The organism is Pseudomonas sp. JL2, from assembly GCF_031570495.1.
Classification (GTDB): domain Bacteria; phylum Pseudomonadota; class Gammaproteobacteria; order Pseudomonadales; family Pseudomonadaceae; genus Aquipseudomonas; species Aquipseudomonas rhizophila.
The window spans coordinates 86,805-106,089 of the sequence record NZ_JAKUDH010000002.1; the positions used below are offsets into that span (position 1 = coordinate 86,805).

Genomic DNA, 19,285 nt, shown 5'->3' on the forward strand with positions numbered 1-19,285 from the left:
ATCCGCAGTGGGTTGGGTGGGGGCTTTTTTATTGATTGACCACTCGCTTGGCATCAAACTTTTCGGCAATCCTGGCCGAGCGCGGATTGACCGCGTCCGTTCTGATTTTTCTGATGTCCGCGCCCTTCGAAATGGCCTTGATTGCATGCACCGTCAAGAATGTACCCACCCCCTTCAGGATCGGCAGTCGCGCCACTGAAGTGGCCTGCGCCAACGCCTCTTTCTTCAAGGTCCCGCCATCCTGGGTTTCAGGGTGGACGACCACTTGCACAACATCCACTTCGGTTTTTCCCTTCGTTGTAAACGCGTTCAATTCGGCCAGACCATAAATCTGTCGCTCTTCAGGTGGTTTCAACTTGTCGGATTTTTTCATGACCGCGAAAAAGCGCCGCTCAACGACGAAATCAGGGTGCCTGTTCAACGCGTCCGGATCGATCGGCTCGTCCACGAATACATCATTGGCACTGCGCAACATGTAACTGGAAATGCTTGCCCCCAGACCGAAGTTTGAAGGTTGCCCAACTACCTTCGAACTCGATGTTTCGCTGGAGAGGGCTTTATAGCGTTGCTTGTAGCGTTGTAGATTCTGTTTGACCTCATCCCCTCCCACCAGATAGTCATTGAATGCACCGACCTCCACCACTTTGAAGTCATTCACATCGCTGAACTTTCCTGTGGCTTCCTTGAACACGCCAACCCTGCTCGTAAGCGCTGCCGCTGTGAGCTTCAGTCGGTTTTTTACGCCCACTTCTATTTCGTACTTGCCAGTCTTGTTGAGCCCGTCGGCGTCCCGAAAAGTCAGCGGGTTATTGCTCACCATCGCGTACAGATTCAGCCCATCGATATCTCCCGCAGGGTCCGGATTCAGCCAGCGCTGCAGACCGGGCATGTAGTAGCGATAGCCGTAGTAATAGAACCCTGTCGCATCCCGCTCCTTGCCCGAGTAACGAACCGTCTTGTAACTGACCTCGATCACATCTTCCCCGGCCAGGTACGCGGTCTCGCCAAAAGGATAGAAGTGCTCGCGGCTGATGATTCGCCCGTCCTGGGCAAGCTCCAGGCTGGTCGAACCCAAGTAGTCGGTAAAACTGTATCGATAGAGGTCATTGGCCCCCGCAGGTGATGGGCTTTCCCAATGCAATACCCGCACACTGTTGAGCCCACCCTGGACGATGATGACCTGGAGAGACTCCCCGGTGCCGCTGTCGGCACGCAGTTCCAGCCCAGGCAAATAACGCACCTCGGCGGTCAACGTCCGGGCACCGGCTTGCAGAGTGCGCAATTTGCGAACGCGCAGACCGCTGCCGTCGTAAACATAAATCTCACCGTCGTTAAGCCTTGAGGCGCGTTCGATGGGGGTGACCGAACTCAACTGGTTGCGCAGATCCCAAGCCAGGAAACGCCCCCCGTCCTGTTCCAGACAATTGCCCCGCGCATCGAACGCGGCGCAGATTTCATCTTCCGTTGGGGGCACGCCGTTGCGGTACGGCAAACAACGATTGCTGTAGCGGGCCGCTTGCAACTGGCGGCCATGATTCTGAGCGCCGACATGGGTCAGCTCCAGCAGGTTGCCGCTTTCGTCGTAGCGATAGGTCTGCCGGTAGTTGCTCACCGCCGCCGGGTCGACGCGACCAACGGACTCCGGTCCCTGATTGGCAGCGCCCGCCTCCCAGCCGCTGGCTTCAAGCAATTGGTAGAGACTGTCGTAGATAAAACGACTGATCGGGTTGATACGCTGATTGGCGAAGTAGCGCACCGGCAGGGCCTTGTCCTCGATACTCAGCACGTTACCCATGGGGTCATAGGTGTAGAACAGGTCTTGCAGCACCTGATCAGCGCACCTGGCGTGGCGTTCCATCAGCCGGCCATCATCGGGACTGTAGCTAAGTGTGGTCTGCACGCCGTTACCGGCCGTTTCTTGCTCTATTTGCCCCTCGGCGCTGTAACGGATATCCCTGACCAGCGGCTGCCATGTGTCCTGCCCGTTTAATAACAAGTGATTTTCATGCAACCGGCCATCGCGGGTCAGTCTCTTGCGTTGTCGATGGCCCAGGGCATCCATTTGCTCCAGCACGTCGCCCTGGGGGCCAAGGCACCAGGTTGACCGGGCTCCCTCGCCGGGCTCGAGCAGTGTTTCGCGCTCGGCTTCCGGCTCCGGCCAGTCGGGAGTGACGGCATCAAGGATGAAGCGACGGTTCTGGACAAGGTTTTGCGCGGTGAGGGAAAACGACTCCAGCAGCACGCTACCCGCCGGGTCATCGTGGCGGATCAACTGCCCGTACTGGTTATGGTCGCGATCGCCCCGGCCCGGGGAACCGTACTTCAACCGCTCCATGCACCGACGCAGTTGCCCGGCGCCTTGTTCGAGCACCACCACGGGACGGAGCAGGTCGTCGTAGCCCACCTCGCGATGCGTGCCCCGACCGTCCCACGCCCGCAAACCCTCGCCGGCGAGCCCAGGCAGATCGATCTGCCTGCCCGCATCGACGCTATCGGTACGCAGCGCGGCAGCGGACAGCGAATAAACCGTCGTAAGGTTGGCCGGCGCCGACTGATCGTCTGGTTGCAAGCGCCACAATCGAGGATCCCACTGTTTTGCCAAACGACCGGCGGCATCGAAAAGGCTGCGAGTGACGCGCTCTTGCGTGGGCCCGTTCTCGATGTTGCGCCAATAGTCGACCGAACGAACCGGTAAATTCCTTGGGTCAAAGGCCATCAGCCTCGGGGTTCTCTGATCCATGCCCATCTAATCAGACCTCTTGGTCGTAGCACCGCTGCGTCGTAAACGGCATCTAACAAGGGCAGACAACCCTTGCCTACTGTCAGATATGACAGCGGCGACCGACGGCCCGAGACGGATGAATACCCACGGCCCGCCCCCTCCGGTAGGATGGTGTGACGGTAACGGAGGCTTCAACCATGCTTATCGGCGTCTTGCTGGTCATCACCTGGCTCATCCTGCTGCTGCGCTACCCGGCCAAGGCGCTGCCGGTGTCCTTGGCAGCGTTCCTCGGACTGGGGCTGGTGGCCGCATGGGTAGTCTGGGAGGACAGCCGCGAAACCCGGCAACTGGCGCGCCTGGATCTGCGCGTCACCTACGCCCCCGAACGCTGCCCGGCCGACCGTCCGCTGTTGCTGAACATGACCAATGGCAACGATGTACCGCTGATCGAACTGCGCTGGCGGATCGCGGCTTATGCACCCGGCGACACCATCAACCTGGCCGACAATCAGTACACCGCACCTCGTTACAGAGGCCCAGGCGAGTTGCAGCCCGGCGCGGACTGGCAGGATTGCCTGCCCCTGCCGCCACTGCGTCCCGGCTACCGCCCACAAACCCTGGAGTTTCGCGCCGAACGATTGCAAGGCAGCTTCTCCAACTGATCCCCTCTCACTGTTTGCATAAGGAATGGCTATGCCCGTTGCGTTGATTACCGGATGTTCCAGCGGCATCGGCCGCGCCCTCGCCGATGCCTTCAAGGCCGCCGGCTATCAAGTATGGGCCAGTGCACGCAAGGATGAGGACGTGGCGCTGCTCAGTGCTGCCGGGTTTACCGCCGTACAACTGGACGTCAATGATGGCCAGACCTTGGAACAGTTGAGCGAACGCATCAACCAACAACACGGCGGTCTCGATGTGCTGATCAACAATGCCGGTTACGGCGCCATGGGTCCATTGTTGGACGGTGGTGTGCCGGCCATGCAGCGCCAGTTCGAAACCAACGTGTTCGCGGTCGTCGGAGTGACCCGCGCACTATTCCCGGTGCTGCGCCGGGCCAAGGGATTGGTGGTGAACATCGGCAGCGTTTCCGGCGTGCTGGTGACGCCATTTGCCGGCGCCTATTGCGCCTCGAAGACGGCGGTGCATGCCTTGAGCGATGCGCTGCGCATGGAACTGGCACCGTTCGGCATCCGCGTAATGGAAGTCCAGCCCGGCGCCATCGCCTCCAGCTTCGCCAAAAATGCCGGCCATGAAGCCGAGCAACTGATCAGCGAACAGTCACCCTGGTGGCCTCTGCGCGACGGCATCCGCAGCCGCGCCAAGGCGTCCCAGGACAACCCGACCCCGGCCAGCGATTTTGCCGCAGGACTGCTCAAGGCCGTGCAGCAACCCAGGCCCCCGCGCCTGCTGCGCTTGGGCAATGGCAGCCGGGCGTTGCCGTTGATGGCCGGTTTGCTGCCCAAGGGGTTGCTGGAAAAAGGCTTGATGAAGCGGTTCGGGTTGGGTGGGTCGCTGTAAAACACAGGGTAAACACGCATGAAACCCTGTGGGAGCGAGCAGGCTCGCGATAGCGACGGCACAACCAACCTCCTTGCCCACTGAAACACCGCTATCGCGAGCAGGCTCGCGCCCACAATTATCCGTGGGCGTCAGCGCTCGGTTTGGGATCGACCACCACCGTACAGGTCATCCCCGCCGCCAGCAGCACGCCGTCCGGCACTTCGTCGATATGGATCCGCACCGGCACCCGCTGCGCCAGGCGAACCCAGTTGAAGGTCGGGTTCACATCGGCGATCAACTCGCGGCTTGCGGGGTTGTCACGGTCGTAGATGCCCCGCGAGATGCTTTCCACATGCCCCTTGAGCACCTCGCCGCTCATCAACTGCAACTGCGCCGAATCACCGACCCGCACCTTGGGCAGCTTGGTTTCTTCGAAGAAGCCGTAGACCCAGAACGAATTCATGTCCACCACGGCCATTTTCGCCTCGCCGATGCGCGCATAGTCGCCCCGATGCACGTTGAGGTTGGTGACATAACCGTCCACCGCCGCGCGGACCTGGGTACGGGCGAGATTCAGTTCGGCGGCCTCCAGTTGCGCCTGGGCGTGCTGGTAATCGGCCAGGGCCGAGTCGGCAATGTTACTGGCGTCGTCACGGTTTTCCCGGGAGATCACCAGGCTGTCCAGGTCGGCACGCCGATGCGCGTTGACCTTGCGCATTTCCCAGGTCGCCTTGCGCGAGGCCACCAAAGAGCGAGCCTGTTTCACCGCAATGCGGTAATGCTCGGGGTCGATGCGCATCAGCAGGTCGCCCTTTTTTACCAACTGGTTATCACGCACCGGTACCTCAACCACCTCGCCACTGACGTCGGCGGCGACGTTGATGATGTCGGCGCGTACCCGACCATCACGGGTCCACGGAGTGTTCATGTAGTGCACCCACAACACCCGGCCGATCCACAGGGCAAGGGCCAGCACCAACAGCGTCGCAAGCAGGCTGAAAAACTTTTTCATCGCATTGATCTCAACGGTAGACCGTCAGCGCCAGCGCGCCAAACAGGCAGGTAAACAGACTCAGGCGCAGCAGCGCCGGGTGCCAGAAGAAGCGGTACAGGTCCAACCCCGACAGAAAACGATCCAGGGCCCAGGCCAGGGCGGCGGCGATGAAAAACATCAGGGTCATGGTGGGCATGTACACGCCATGGAAGGCGATTTCACGAGGCATGTTCGGGTTCCTGGGGCAGCGGCATGGCGTAGGCCGCCAATGGCGATTGCGGGTCCAACAGCGAGGTGCGGATGAAATGCAGGTAGCTTTTCACCCGGCGCAGGGCCGAGGTGTCGAAGTGCGGGGCGAAGGGTTCGTCACTGGCCTGTACGCGGCTGATGGCATGGTCGACCGCCAGCAGGGCGCGCTCCAGATTGCTCTGGCCGGGCTGACGAAACAGCCGCACCAACGCCCGCCCCATCACGCGGATCGCCTGGCGCCAGGGCTGGCTTGGGGCATAGGCCGGATGCACGGGCAAGATCGCCTGTTCCTTGCGCAATTCGATAATCGCGTGGCCGACTTCCAGGACCACAAACATCCAGCGCAACAGATCCCGCTGCACCCCAGGTTGCCCCGCCGCCAGCCCATAAGCCTGATGCAGCAAGTCCCGGGTGCGACTTTCAAAGCCCGAGGCCAGGCCCTTGAGCCGGCCGCTGATGGCAAACACCACCTGCTCGCGCAGGTCTTGTTCGAGCCGGCGCCACAACCAGCGACTGTTGGGCGGCAGAATGATTGCCCCGGCAGCGGCACATACCAGCATGCCAAGGATCATCGCGAGGTAATCGTTGATGAAGGTGTAGGGGTTGTAGACCGTCAGGTTGTCGGGCACCGAGCCTGTGCAGAAGAAGATCAACAACCCCAACCCGACCCCGGCGTACTGCGGTCGCGAGCTGAGGAATGAGCCCAACATGATCACCGGCGCCAACATCACGCAGAGCAAGGGGAAGCCATCGATCAGCGGGAAGATGAAAAACATCTCGACGAAACCGATCAAGGCCCCGAGCAGCGTGCCACACGCCATCTGGAACGCCATGCGTTTGGGGTTGGGCGTGGCGGCCGACAAGCCCACCGTGGCGGCGGCAATCATCGTCATGGTCGCACCGCTCGGCCAGGCCGTGGCGACCCAATAGCTGCCCAGCACCAGCAGGATGAACGCTGCCCGAAACCCCGACGCCGCAGCCGCCAGACCGTTGGTCTGCGGCATGAAAGGTTGGTCCCATTGCTCGCGTTCGTGGCGATGATCAGCCAGCGATGCATGGGTCTGGGCGTACCCGTGCAAGTCATCGACGAAGCGATACAGCAGCTCATAGGCGGTGTGGAAATCCAGCCGTTCTGCCTCGCTCGGATCTGTTTCTTCGAACACCCCACGCAGCCTGCGGACCTGTGCCGGCAAATCGGCTTTATAGGTTGCCAGCTCCGCCGCCAGGCGCGCGGCGTCTTTATCGGTCAAGGCGCGGGCGCTAAAACCGTCCAGCAACTCGGCCAACGTTTGCAAACCCGGTTTAATGGCATTCACCACCCGTTCATCTCGACGGCTACGTAGACGTTCGAGCAACTGGTGCAAGGCGTTGAATCGGGTGGTGATGCCCATGAACTCGCTGTTCAAGCGGCTGAGCCGACCGTTGCGCCGACGCATGTGCGGGTCTTCGAACACCGTCACGCTGCGCAGGCTTTCCAGGCCCACGGCTTCGGCAATGAAGCCGACGTTACGCGCCTCGAATGCCTCGCGTTTGCTGCGTCCACGCAAGCCATCCGTGACAAACAGGGCGAACACTCCAAAGCGTTGGTACAGGGCGTTGCGCATGGCGGCGCTGGCGGTTTGCGGCAAGATCGCGGCGCTGATCAGGGTCGCGCAGAGAATCCCCAGGGAAATTTCCAGCACACGCCAGACCGCCGCCATGAACGCGCCTTCCGGATGAGCCAGGGCCGGCAGACCGATCATCGCCGCGGTGTAGCCTGCCAGCACAAAACCATAGGCCCTGAAGTTGCGATAACGCGCCGCGCCCGCGGAACAGACACCGACCCAGATCGCCAGGCTGCCCAGAAACAGTTCGGTGTTCTGGGCGAACAAGGCAATCAGCGCCACCATCACCGCCGAGCCGGCCAGCGTGCCGAGCAAGCGATAGAAACTCTTGGCGAACACCTGCCCGCTCTGGGGCTGCATGACGATAAACACCGTGATCATGGCCGTGCGCGGTTGCGGCAGCTCCAGACGCATCGCCAGCCACAATGTCAGGAAGGCGGCGAGCAGCACTTTGAAAATGTAGACCCACGTCACACCGTCGCTGCGAGCCCAGTCGAAGAAACCACGGCGCCATTCGAGGCGGTACAGCCAGCGGGCAGGAGCGAATAAAGACATCACAATAGAACTACTCAACATGGCTCAAGTCAGGGAGGTCCTTGCCGGCGTCCAGGCCACCGCCCAACGCCGTCACCAGGTCGGCGTGGGCCGTCAGGCGCGCCGCCTCCACTTGCTGCTGCACCTGTTGCTGCTTGAACAACAGGCTTTGGGCGTTGAGCACGTTGAGGTAGTCAGTGAGCCCGCGCTGGAACGCAACCATCGCGATGTCGTAGGTGCGTTGCGCGGCGGCCACCGACTCAGCAGCGAAGACGTGTTGTTTGTCCATGGACTCACGGCGGATCAACTGATCGGAAATGCTCTTGAGTGCATCGACCAGCGTCTGGTTGTAGTGGGCCACGGCGATGTCATAACCGGCCGCCGCCTCCCCCAACTGTGAGCGCAGGCGCCCACCGTCGAAAATCGGCAGTGTGATGGCCGGTCCGACGCTGTAGTTGAGCTTCTTGCCGGTCAAGAACTCCAGCGCCCCGCCACCGGTCGCCATGTAGCCGATACTGCCCACCAGGTCGACATTGGGATAAAACCCGGCACGCGCGACATCGATACCCCGCGCCTGAGCGGCCACTTGCCAACGCCCGGCCACCACGTCCGGACGCTGGCCGAGCAATTCGGCGGGCAAGGCCGACGGCAACTTCAAGGGCGCACCGAGGGCCAGGGTCGGGCGCTGCAGCCGCGCCCCGTCTCCTGGCCCTTTGCCCGCCAGCGCCGCCAGTTGATTGCGGCTCAAGGCAATGGCTTCGTCGAGGGCGTCGAGTTGCCGATGGGTCTCAGGCAATGGCGCCTGGGCCTGGCTGACTTCGAAATGGGTGCCGATGCCGCCGTCCAGACGCTTTTGCGCCAGTTCGAGAATCTGCTCCTGCTGATGGAGGGTCGCCACGACGATATCGCGCTGGGCATAGTGCAACGCGAACTGGATATAGGTGCGCACGATGTTGTTCTGCAACTCCAACTGCGCCTGCCGCGCCTCGGCCACGCTGACATGAGCCAGGTCGACGGCCCGCTCACTGGCGTTGCGCTCGCGGCCCCACAGGTCCAGGGCATAGCTCAAGCCCAGGCCCGCGTTATTGTCCCAAGTGGTGGTGTCGGCCAACTCGCCAGGGCCATAGAACTGATCGGTGGGCCAGTTGTGGCGCTTGAGGGTCGCTTGACCATTGATCTGTAGCGACTCGGCAGCCTCGACGACACCGGCCATGGCCTTGGCCTGCCGCACGCGGGCAGCGGCCAGGGCCAGGCTCGGGCTGTCATGCACGGCCAGGTCGATCCAGCGACCCAGTTGCCGGTCGCCATAGGCATTCCACCACTGGCCGGTGGGCCAGTGAGCATCACGGGCAGCCTCGCGGATCGCTTCATCGGTGGCCAGTTGATTGGCCGACAATGCCTGGCCTTGCGGCGCAATCCCTCCCGTGCCGATGCAACCGCTGATGGTGAACGTTAAAAGCCAAACACTGAGAGTCTTCAGCTCTCTGCTGATGCAACGCGGCACTTGCGCAAAATTCCTGAGATGGGGAGGCGTGAAGAGGCTGAATGCCCGGTGACGCAACTGTGGGAGCGAGCCTGCTCGCGATAGCGTCCAGGCAGACACATTGAGGGGAATGTGATGCCGCCATCGCGAGCAGGCTCGCTCCCACAGCAATCAGCGATCCAGGATTGGCCGCAATTCTAGGCACCCCATCGAACGGCGATAAGCCGACCTTTCTGCGAATCTTTGTTACCGTTACTGCGATAATCCATTAGTCGGGGTCCGCTGCGCTGTAACTTCGTGTCACAATTTGCCATCTCCCAAGAGAGCCTCCCATGGACACTTTGCAAAACATGCGTGCGTTCAGCTGTGTTGCTGAAGCGGGCAGTTTCACCGCCGCCGCCGTGCAACTGGATACCACCACAGCCAACGTTTCGCGTGCGGTTTCCAACCTGGAAGCCCATCTGCAAACCCGCCTGCTCAACCGCACCACCCGCCGCATCGCCCTGACCGAGGCCGGCAAACGTTATCTGCTGCGTTGCGAGCAGATCCTGGCGTATGTCGAGGAGGCTGAAGCCGAGGCCAGCGATGCTCACGCACGTCCTGCCGGGCAGTTGAAGGTCCATACCATGACCGGCATCGGCCAGCATTTCGTGATCGATGCCATCGCCCGCTATCGTAAAACCCATCCCGACGTGACTTTCGACCTGACCCTGGCCAATCGTGTGCCGGACATCCTGGACGAGGGTTACGACGTTTCCATCGTACTGGCCAGCGAATTGCCGGACTCGGGCTTTGTCTCCCAGCGCCTGGGGATCACCTACAGCATCGTCTGCGCATCACCTGCCTACGTGAAAGCCAGCGGCTGCCCGCAGAAACCCGGCGACCTGCTCAACCACGCCTGCCTGCGCCTGGTCAGCCCGGTCATTCCGCTGGAGAAATGGGTATTTGACGGCCCCGAAGGCCAAGAGATGGTCACCATCAGCAACTCACCGTTCCTGGTGAACTCCGCCGATGCCATGAAAACCGCGATCACCAGTGGCATGGGTGTGGGCGTGTTGCCGGTGTATGCCGCCATCGAGGGCTTGCGCAATGGCACGCTGGTGCGGGTCATGCCCAACTACCGCTCCCAGGAACTGAACCTCTACGCCATCTATCCTTCGCGCCAGTACCTGGATGCGAAGATCAAGACCTGGGTCGAGTACCTGCGCGGCTCGCTGCCGGAAATCCTCGCGGCGCACCAGGCCGAACTGACGGCCTATGAGTTGAGTGGCAGTCTGGCCGGTGCACGGGTCGCGAACTGATTTCGCGCCCGTGCTCCAAGGGTGATATCAGCGCTTGCCCATCGAGCGACGCGTGCCGGGAGGCGCGGCGCCAGGGGTCTTGGTATGACCGTTCTTCGCGCCGTTCTTGTACCAAGGCTGCTGCCCGGCCCCTTTGGCCGCGGCCAGCTCACCGGGCTTGAACGGAAACTTGAAGGTCGGGATCGCGTTGACGCTCTCGCCGCTGGAAACATCGCTGTCGGGCCGGTCGGCCTGTTCGCCGTTCGGGCGTTCGTCCGCGGGCGAAGGTGTTGGGGAAGTCATGTAAAGCTCCGGGTAATGCGTGCAAGTCGGGCCCGGAGAGCGAGCCGCGAAAGTCGGCAGTATACCCGCCCGATACCAGCGCGCGCAGGGCGGATTCAATCGGCCCTTCACTCGTCTGACAGCAAGTCGGGACAAAACTGACAAGCCCGTCAGTTAGGCGTCACCTTCCTGACCACCTCACAACGCTATATAAGAAAGATAAAAATCCCTCTGTCCTGAACCGGCCTCCCACATCCATGCACATCCAGAAAAAACCCGTCTTGCTCGTCGCGCTCCTGGTCGCTCTGGCAGCTGTCGCCCTCTGGTATGTCATGAAGCCTGTCACCGCCAAGCCCGGCGCGCCCGTGGCCGTGCCGGTAAGGGTCGTCAGCGTGGTGCAAAAGGATGTGCCGCGCTTTGCCAGTGGCATCGGCACGGTGTTGTCACTGCACAGCGTGGTGATCCGCCCGCAGATCGACGGCATCCTCACTCAACTGCTGGTCAAGGAAGGGCAACAGGTCAAGAAGGGGGAACTGCTGGCCACCATCGACGACCGCTCGATCCGCGCCAGCCTTGACCAGGCCAGGGCCCAACTCGGTGAAAGCCAGGCACAACTGGCGGTCGCCCAGGTCAATCTCAAGCGTTACAAATTGCTCAGTGTCGACGACGGCGTATCGAAACAGACCTACGACCAGCAACAGGCACTGGTCAACCAGCTCAAGGCCACCGCCCAGGGCAATCAGGCGGCCATCGATGCCGCCCAGGTGCAGTTGTCCTACACCCGGATCCGCTCCCCGGTGACCGGTCGCGTCGGCATTCGCAACGTGGACGAAGGCAACTTCCTGCGCACCAGCGACACCGAGGGCTTGTTCACCGTGACCCAGATCGACCCGATCGCAGTGGAGTTCGCCCTGCCCCAACAAATGCTGCCCACCTTGCAACGGTTGATGGCCGCCCCCGAGCAAGCGCTGGTCCAGGCCTACATAGGCGCTGATGGGACCTCCGGTGAAATGCTCGGCGAGGGCCGCCTGAGCCTGATCGACAACCAGATCAACGCCAACACCGGCACCCTGCGGGCCAAGGCTGAATTCAGCAACGCCGCGCAACGGCTATGGCCAGGGCAGTTGGTGACATTGAAAATCCAGACCGCCCTCGACAAGGACGCCCTGGTGGTTCCACCGACCGTGGTTCAGCGCGGCCTGGAGCAACCTTTCGTGTACCGAATCACCGGCGACCAGGTAGAGAGCGTACCGGTGGTGATGGTGTACCAGGACAGTGACCTGCACATCATCAAAGGGGTGAGCGCGGGCGATCAACTGGTGAGCGACGGCCAGTCACGGCTCAAGCCGGGCAGCCGCATCCAGGTGCTCGGTGACCCAGTGGCCCAGGCCAATGTGTCGGAGCCAAAACCATGAAGGGCCGCGGTTCGATTTCGGCGTGGTGCATCGACCATCCCATCGCCACGGTCCTGATGACCTTCGCCCTGATACTGCTGGGATTGATCGCCTTTCCTCGCCTGCCTGTCGCGCCGTTACCTGAAGCGGAATTCCCGACCATCCAGGTCAGGGCTCTGTTGCCCGGCGCCAGCCCCGAAACCATGGCTTCGTCGGTGGCGACCCCACTGGAAGTGCAATTCAGCGCCATTTCCGGCATTACCCAGATGACCTCCAGCAGTGCCCTGGGCTCGACCAACCTGACCTTGCAGTTCAGCCTGGACAAAAGCATCGACACCGCCGCCCAGGAAGTGCAAGCGGCCATCAATACCGCCTCCGGCAAACTGCCCCAGGACATGCCGAACCTGCCCACCTGGCGCAAAGTCAATCCGGCCGACAGCCCGGTGTTGATCCTCAGCATCAGTTCCAGCCTGATGCCCGGCACCGAATTGAGCGACTACGTCGAAACCCTGCTCGCCCGGCAACTCAGCCAGATCGATGGCGTGGGACAAATCTACATCACCGGCCAGCAACGTCCGGCGATCCGGGTACAGGCCTCGGCGGACCGACTCGCCGCCATCGGTCTGACCCTGGCCGACATTCGCGTGGCGCTCCAGCAGGCCAGCCTCAACCTGGCCAAGGGGGCGCTTTACGGCGAGTCGAGCGTTTCCACCCTGTCCACCAACGATCAGCTGTTCCAGCCAGAGGAATATGGTGAGTTGATCGTGTCCTACAAGGATGGGGCACCGGTTCATCTCAAGGACGTCGCCAAAGTCATCAATGGTTCGGAAGACGCCTACATTCAGGCCTGGTCCGATGAGCAACCGGGGCTCAACCTGGTGATTTTCCGTCAGCCGGGGGCGAACATCGTCGACACCGTCGACCGCATCCAGGCAGCCTTGCCGACCCTGGAAGCCATGCTGCCTGCGGCCGTGCAAGTCAAGGTACTGAACGACCGTACACAGACTATCCGCGCTTCGCTGCATGAGGTGGAGATCACCTTGCTGATCGCGGTGCTGCTGGTGGTGGCGGTGATGGCGCTGTTCCTGCGCCAGCTCTCGGCGACCCTGATTGTCTCAGCGGTCCTGGGCGTGTCGCTGATCGCCAGTTTCGCCCTGATGTATGTGATGGGCTTCAGTCTGAACAACCTGACCCTGGTGGCTATCGTGATCTCGGTCGGGTTCGTGGTGGACGATGCGATTGTAGTGGTGGAGAACATTCACCGGCACCTGGAGGCGGGTGATGGCATGCGCGAAGCGGCGATCAAAGGAGCTGGCGAAATCGGCTTCACGGTGATCTCCATCAGTTTTTCGCTGATAGCCGCGTTCATTCCCCTGCTCTTCATGGGTGGCGTGGTCGGGCGTCTGTTCAAGGAGTTTGCCCTGACCGCCACTTCGACCATCCTGATTTCGGTGGTGGTGTCCCTGACCCTGGCACCGACCCTGGCCGCGCTGTTCATGCGCGCCCCGACGCCTCATGCCCACGGCAAGCGAAGTTTCGGCGAACGCCTGCTGGGTGGGTATGAACGGACACTGCGCTGGGCCCTGGCCCATCAGAGGCTGATGATCGGCGTGTTCGGCGTGACCCTGGCGCTGGCAGTGGCGGGCTACGTATTCATTCCCAAGGGGTTCTTCCCGGTACAAGACACCGGCCTGGTGCTGGGCACCAGCGAAGCCGCCGCCGACGTGTCATTCCCGGACATGGTGGCCAAACACAAGGCCCTGGCCGAGATCGTCGCCGCCGACCCGGCGGTGCAGAGCTTTTCTCACGCTGTCGGCGTCTCGGGTTCCAACCAGACCATCGCCAATGGTCGCTTCTGGATCGCCCTCAAGCCCCAGGATCAGCGTGACGTGTCGGCCAGCGCGTTCATCGACCGGATCCGCCCCAAACTGCTGGGCATCCCCGGCGTGGTGCTGTACCTGAGGGCCGGGCAGGACATCAACCTCAGTCCCGGTCCGAGCCGCGCCCAGTATCAATACGTGCTCAAGAGCAACGACGGACCGACGCTCAACACCTGGACACAAAAACTCACCGACAGGCTGCGCGGTAACCCTGCGTTCCGGGACATCTCCAACGACCTGCAACTGGGCGGCAGCATCACCCACATCAACATCGACCGCAGCGCGGCGGCGCGCTTTGGCCTCACCGCCAGCGATGTCGACCAGGCCCTGTACGACGCCTTCGGCCAGCGGCAGATCAACGAATTCCAGACTGAAACCAACCAGTACAACGTGATCCTGGAGCTCGACACCGCGCAACGCGGCAAGGCCGAGAGCCTGGCCTATTTCTACCTGCGCTCGCCGCTCAGTGGAGAGATGGTCCCGCTCTCGGCCCTGGCCCGCTTCGATGCGCCGACCAACGGCCCGCTGTCCATTGCCCACGACGGCATGTTCCCGGCCGCCAATCTGTCGTTCAACCTGGCGCCTGGCGTGGCATTGGGGGATGCGGTGCGCATGCTCGACCAGGCCAAGAACGAGGTCGGCATGCCGGCCTCCATTACCGGCAACTTCCAGGGCGCGGCCCAGGCGTTCCAAAGCTCCCTGGCCAGCCAGCCATGGCTGATCCTCGCCGCGCTGTTGGCGGTGTACATCATCCTCGGCGTGCTCTACGAGAGTTTCGTACACCCGTTGACGATCATCTCCACCCTGCCCTCGGCCGGCCTCGGCGCGCTGGTCATGCTGTGGTTGCTGGGCCAGGATTTTTCGATCATGGCGCTGATCGGGCTGGTGCTGCTGATCGGCATCGTCAAGAAAAACGGCATCCTGATGATCGACTTCGCCCTCGACGCGCAGCGCAAGGGTGGCTTGACGCCCCAGGAAGCGATTTTCCAGGCATGCCTGACCCGATTTCGCCCGATCATCATGACCACCCTGGCCGCCCTGCTGGGCGCCCTGCCGCTGATGCTCGGCTCCGGCCCCGGCGCAGAACTGCGCCAGCCGTTGGGCATTGCAGTGGTCGGCGGCCTGCTGGTGAGCCAGGCGCTGACGTTGTTCACCACACCGGTCATATACTTATGGCTCGAGCGATTGTTTCATCGGCCCGTCCAGCAGCCCGGACCTGCGCCGACGACGCTGGCGACCACAGACTGAGGCGGGGCCATGCGCGTTCTGATCATCGAAGACGAAGAAAAAACCGCGGACTATCTGCATCGCGGCCTGAGCGAACAGGGCTACACCGTGGATGTGGCGCCGGACGGCGTCGAGGGGCTGCACCTGGCGCTGGAAAGCGACTACGCGGTGATCGTGCTGGACGTCATGCTGCCAGGCCTGGACGGCTTCGGCGTGCTGCGGGCCCTGCGCGCCCGCAAACAGACGCCGGTGATCATGCTCACCGCCCGTGAACGTGTCGAAGACCGCATCAAGGGCTTGCGAGACGGCGCCGATGATTACCTGGGCAAGCCGTTCTCCTTCCTGGAGCTGGTGGCCCGCCTGCAAGCCCTGACCCGCCGCAGCGGCAGTCATGAACCGGTGCAGGTCAGCATCGCCGACCTGTGGATCGACCTGATCAGCCGCAAGGCCACCCGAGCAGGCCAACGCCTGGACCTGACGGCCAAGGAGTTCTCGCTGCTCAGCGTCCTGGCACGTCGCCAGGGCGAAATACTGTCGAAAACCGCCATTGCCGAAATGGTCTGGGACATCAACTTTGACAGCGACGCCAATGTGGTGGAAGTGGCCATCAAACGCTTGCGTGCCAAGCTCGACGGGCCGTTCGAACAGAAACTGCTGCACACGATTCGTGGAATGGGTTATGTGCTGGAGAGCAGAGAGTGACTTTGCCTGACAGTATCGCCCTGCGCCTGAGCGGCATGTTCACGCTGGTGGCGGCATTGGTGTTCCTGTTGATCGGCGGAGCCTTGTACCAGCAAGTCGAAAAGGGTCTGGGCCTGTTGCCGGAAGCCGAACTCGATGCGCGCTACAGCGTGCTCGAATCCACGGTCGGTCGCTACGGCACACCCGAGCACTGGGTGAAGATCAATAACAAGTTGCGCCTGCTGGGAGAGGAAGACAAACGCATTCACTTCTGGATCGTCAGTGGCGACCCGCGCTTTGAATATGGCAACCCCGATCCACAGATTCGTGCCTTCGCCGAAGGTTCGCTGGGCAAGCGCGACCTGAAACTGGTGGCCCAGCAATACCCGATGAAAGTGCTCGTCAGCCAGTTCCCGGCCAAGGACCAACGTCCACCGTTGCGCTTCATGATCGGCATCGACACCCAGACGTTCTACCAGACCCAACACTATTTGCTCGTGGCACTGGTGAGCTTGGCGATTGTCGGGGTGATCCTGGCCTCCTTGCTGGGCTACTGGGTAGCGCGTATCGGCCTCAAGCCGCTGATCAAACTGTCCGATGAGGCCAGACGCCTGACACCACCGCGCTTGTCCGGGCGCTTGCAGATGTCACCGTTGGCGCCGGAGCTCAGTCAATTCGTCAGTTCCTTCAACGCCACCCTCGACCGGGTCGAACAGGCGTACTCGCGACTGGAGTCGTTCAACGCCGACGTCGCCCATGAACTGCGCTCGCCCCTGACCAACCTGATCGGCCAGACCCAGGTGGCGCTGACCCGTGGGCGCTCGGCCGAACATTACTTCGAGGTGCTGCAATCGAATCTCGAAGAGCTGGAGCGACTGCGCTCGATCATCAACGACATGCTGTTCCTCGCCAGCGCCGACCAGGGCAACAAAGCCACCAAACTTACCAGCACCTCCCTGGCCGGCGAAGTGGCGACCACCCTCGACTACCTGGACTTCATCCTTGAAGACGCCCAGGTCCAGGTCAGGGTCAGCGGTGACGCCCAGGCCAACATCGAGATCGCCCACCTGCGCCGCGCACTGATCAACCTGCTGAGCAACGCGGTGCGACACACCGCCCCGGGGCAAGTGATCAATGTGCGCATCGAGGCCTTGGGCGACCAGATCACCCTCGCCGTCACCAACCCCGGCGAACCGATTGCCGATGAACACCTGCCACGCCTGTTCGAACGGTTCTACCGGGTAGATGCCTCCCGCAGCAACAGTGGCGCCAACCACGGGTTGGGGCTGGCCATCGTCAAGGCGATTGCGCTGATGCACGGCGGGGATGTCTTCGTGCGCAGTGACCGGGGCGTGAATACCTTCGGGATCCGCTTGCCGGCCTGACACCCCACGCTGTTTAGATCGTATTGGGATGAATTCCAGGCGATTGAATGCTGGATGAAAGCCAAATCAAGCAAAGTAAAAAGATCTGCGCCTTCGGCAGCGCTCACGCGTTATTGCGCGAACACTGATTGCCCGCTCTCACCGATCCAAGCACAATCAGCAAAAGGCCAGCATCTGGTGCATTGCCGGTTATGCAACCCTTTGGGACGGATCCCAGCCACATGACAAATGCAGACATCGGAACCATGAGCGCGAGCAGTGCGACCCCCGGCAATACCCCGTTTTCGATACGCTAGGAACGGGTACTCGTACTGGCCAGTTCGTTGTTTGTCATTGCCATCCTGAGCATCGTGACCTTCCTGCTGATCCGCGAATACGCCGCCGCCCAACAGGCCGCGACACGTTCGGCGACCAATATCGTGCAACTGATTGATGCCGACGTGCTGCGCAACGTGGAGCTCTACGATCTGTCGCTACAAGGTTTGGTCGCCGCCACCCAACGCGACGACCTGAAAGACGTTTCGCCGACGATTCGCCACTTGGCCCTCTTCGACCGTGCCACCGCCGCCCCCTATAAAGGCGACATCCTGCTGCTCGACAAGCGCGGCAATGTAGTCGCCGACTCCGCCTCGATCGAGCCACGAAAGGGCAACTACGCCGACCGGGAATATTTCCAGTCCCATGTCCAGAACCCGAGCCCGGGCATGATGATCAGTCGCCCGTTTCGCTCCAGAAGTGCCGCGCAGGACTGGCGTATCAGTTTCAGCTACCGAGTGAACGACGAACAAGGGGAGTTCCTGGGCGTGGCGGAAGCCGCGATGCGCTTGAACTATTTCAACCAATTGTTCAAGAGCCTGAACATCGGTCGTGGCGGCACAGTCAATCTGGTCAGCAGGGACGGCTTTCTGTTGGCCCAGGAGCCGCCCCTGGCCGAGGACCTGATTGGCAAGGATTTCAGCAACCGCCCGAACTTCATGCGCATCCTGCGCGAAGGCAACGGCAGCTTCACCAGCGTATCCGGTCAGGACCAGAAGCCGCGCCTGTACACCTTCTCCCAAGTGGGCGACCTGCCTTTGATCGTGGTGGTAGCGCTCTCCTCCGATGAAGTCTTCGCCTCCTGGAAACGCACGGCGCTGCTGGTCAGCGGTGCTACGGGGGCATTGTGCATCGGTTTGCTCTGGCTCACCTGGCTGCTGCGTCATGAACTTAGGCGGCGCCACCATGCTGAACGGGAACTGGCGCAACTGGCGTCCATCGACTCGCTGACGGGCCTGGCCAACCGCCGGACTCTGGACGAAACACTGCAACAGGAATGGCTGCGGGCCCAGCGTTCGGGCCAACCGCTGTCAGTCATGATGATCGACGCCGATCACTTCAAGGCATTCAACGATCGCCACGGCCACCCAAGTGGTGATGAGGCCTTGCGCACCCTGGCGCATCTGATCGGCAGGCATGTCCGCCGACCGGCAGACCTGGCAGCGCGCTACGGCGGTGAGGAGTTCGCGGTGGTACTGCCGGAAACCACCACCGCCGGAGCCTTTACCATGGCCCAGAACATTCGCGAAGCGGTGGAACAGTTGCCCCCCTTCATTCCCGGCGCAGCCCCCATGACCGTCAGCATTGGCATTGCCACCTGGGCCCAAGGACCTTATGGCGAACTCGAGCAGCTCATGTTCGCTGCTGACAAGGCGCTATACCAGGCCAAGGCCAGTGGGCGCAATCGTGTGGTTTGTGCGATGTAACGGACCTCCGCCCCCGCCCCTGTAGTTGTCCCGTACATTGCCCCCACCACTCGGTACCTCGCCCAGGCTCGGCATGCCCTCACTCCGGCCTGCGTGCTTTAACGGGGCATCGAGATCAAATCAAAGAGTTTTCGGGCGTTCACGGCATCTGGGTACGACACAAAATATTGTGGGAGCGAGCCTGCTCGCGATGACCCCGGCACGTCCAACATCACCGCAAACTGACACGCCGCCTTCGCGAGCAGGCTCGCTCCCACAGGGTGTCGGGCGTTCACAGTATCTGGGTACGGCACAAAAAAAATGTGGGAGCGAGCTCCTACAGGTCCTG

The 19,285-nt window shown here is 61.9% G+C and carries 13 protein-coding genes and 1 pseudogene; 8 read left to right on the top strand and 6 right to left on the bottom strand.

All coding sequences use genetic code 11. From position 1 onward, the window contains the following. Positions 1-28 precede the first annotated feature (28 nt). Entirely contained in the window at positions 29-2,746 is a 2,718-nt protein-coding gene (locus MKS85_RS04415; protein ID WP_188250931.1) for an RHS repeat domain-containing protein, read from the bottom strand. Between the two features lie 173 nt (positions 2,747-2,919). On the opposite strand from MKS85_RS04415, the gene MKS85_RS04420 reads away from it, so the two are divergent. Together MKS85_RS04420 and MKS85_RS04425 are read left to right on the top strand one after the other, a co-directional pair. Then, entirely contained in the window at positions 2,920-3,384 is a 465-nt protein-coding gene (locus MKS85_RS04420) for a multidrug transporter (protein WP_188250932.1), read from the top strand. 31 nt (positions 3,385-3,415) lie between these two features. Continuing rightward, positions 3,416-4,240, top strand: a complete 825-nt coding sequence (locus MKS85_RS04425; RefSeq protein WP_188250933.1) for an SDR family oxidoreductase — start codon at positions 3,416-3,418, stop codon at positions 4,238-4,240. A 118-nt stretch (positions 4,241-4,358) separates the two neighbouring features. Here the strand turns inward: MKS85_RS04425 and MKS85_RS04430 are convergent, their stop codons facing one another. Genes MKS85_RS04430 through MKS85_RS04445 form a run of 4 tightly spaced genes read right to left on the bottom strand, consistent with a single transcriptional unit; the run spans position 4,359 to position 9,107 of the window. Beyond that, positions 4,359-5,234, bottom strand: a complete 876-nt coding sequence (locus tag MKS85_RS04430) for an HlyD family secretion protein (protein ID WP_047228832.1) — start codon at positions 5,232-5,234, stop codon at positions 4,359-4,361. Between the two features lie 10 nt (positions 5,235-5,244). Next, positions 5,245-5,445 carry a DUF1656 domain-containing protein gene (locus MKS85_RS04435; RefSeq protein ID WP_024617598.1) on the bottom strand — a complete coding sequence of 67 codons (201 nt, stop codon included), beginning with the start codon at positions 5,443-5,445 and terminating at the stop codon, positions 5,245-5,247. Beyond that, positions 5,435-7,627: an FUSC family protein gene (locus MKS85_RS04440; RefSeq protein WP_188251017.1), complete on the bottom strand. Its 2,193-nt coding sequence runs from the start codon at positions 7,625-7,627 to the stop codon at positions 5,435-5,437. The genes MKS85_RS04435 and MKS85_RS04440 overlap by 11 nt, the downstream gene beginning before the upstream one ends. 7 nt (positions 7,628-7,634) lie before the next feature. Further along, on the bottom strand, positions 7,635-9,107 hold the full coding sequence (locus tag MKS85_RS04445; protein ID WP_188250934.1) for an efflux transporter outer membrane subunit: 1,473 nt from the start codon (positions 9,105-9,107) through the stop codon (positions 7,635-7,637). Positions 9,108-9,418: 311 nt separating this feature from the next. Here MKS85_RS04445 and MKS85_RS04450 point away from each other — a divergent pair, with 311 nt between their 5' ends. After that, positions 9,419-10,387, top strand: coding sequence for a LysR family transcriptional regulator (locus MKS85_RS04450; protein ID WP_047228829.1), 969 nt, complete (start codon positions 9,419-9,421; stop codon positions 10,385-10,387). Positions 10,388-10,414: 27 nt separating this feature from the next. On the opposite strand, the gene MKS85_RS04455 is transcribed toward MKS85_RS04450, so the two are convergent. Beyond that, complete coding sequence (locus MKS85_RS04455) at positions 10,415-10,669, bottom strand: hypothetical protein (protein WP_047228828.1); 255 nt, start codon at positions 10,667-10,669, stop codon at positions 10,415-10,417. A 236-nt stretch (positions 10,670-10,905) separates the two neighbouring features. Here MKS85_RS04455 and MKS85_RS04460 point away from each other — a divergent pair, with 236 nt between their 5' ends. From MKS85_RS04460 to MKS85_RS04480, 5 genes and pseudogenes are all read left to right on the top strand, one after another. Further along, the gene (locus tag MKS85_RS04460; protein WP_188250935.1) at positions 10,906-12,063 is read left to right on the top strand and encodes an efflux RND transporter periplasmic adaptor subunit; all 1,158 of its coding nucleotides are present in this window, start codon (positions 10,906-10,908) and stop codon (positions 12,061-12,063) included. Beyond that, entirely contained in the window at positions 12,060-15,170 is a 3,111-nt protein-coding gene (locus MKS85_RS04465; RefSeq protein WP_047228826.1) for a multidrug efflux RND transporter permease subunit, read from the top strand. Before MKS85_RS04460 ends, MKS85_RS04465 begins: the two co-directional genes overlap by 4 nt. A 9-nt stretch (positions 15,171-15,179) precedes the next feature. Beyond that, positions 15,180-15,851, top strand: a complete 672-nt coding sequence (locus tag MKS85_RS04470) for a heavy metal response regulator transcription factor (protein WP_047228825.1) — start codon at positions 15,180-15,182, stop codon at positions 15,849-15,851. Next, the gene (locus MKS85_RS04475; protein WP_188250936.1) at positions 15,848-17,215 is read left to right on the top strand and encodes a heavy metal sensor histidine kinase; all 1,368 of its coding nucleotides are present in this window, start codon (positions 15,848-15,850) and stop codon (positions 17,213-17,215) included. The genes MKS85_RS04470 and MKS85_RS04475 overlap by 4 nt, the downstream gene beginning before the upstream one ends. A 245-nt stretch (positions 17,216-17,460) precedes the next feature. Next, positions 17,461-18,957, top strand: a pseudogene (locus tag MKS85_RS04480) (diguanylate cyclase). The last annotated feature ends 328 nt before the right edge of the window (positions 18,958-19,285 follow it).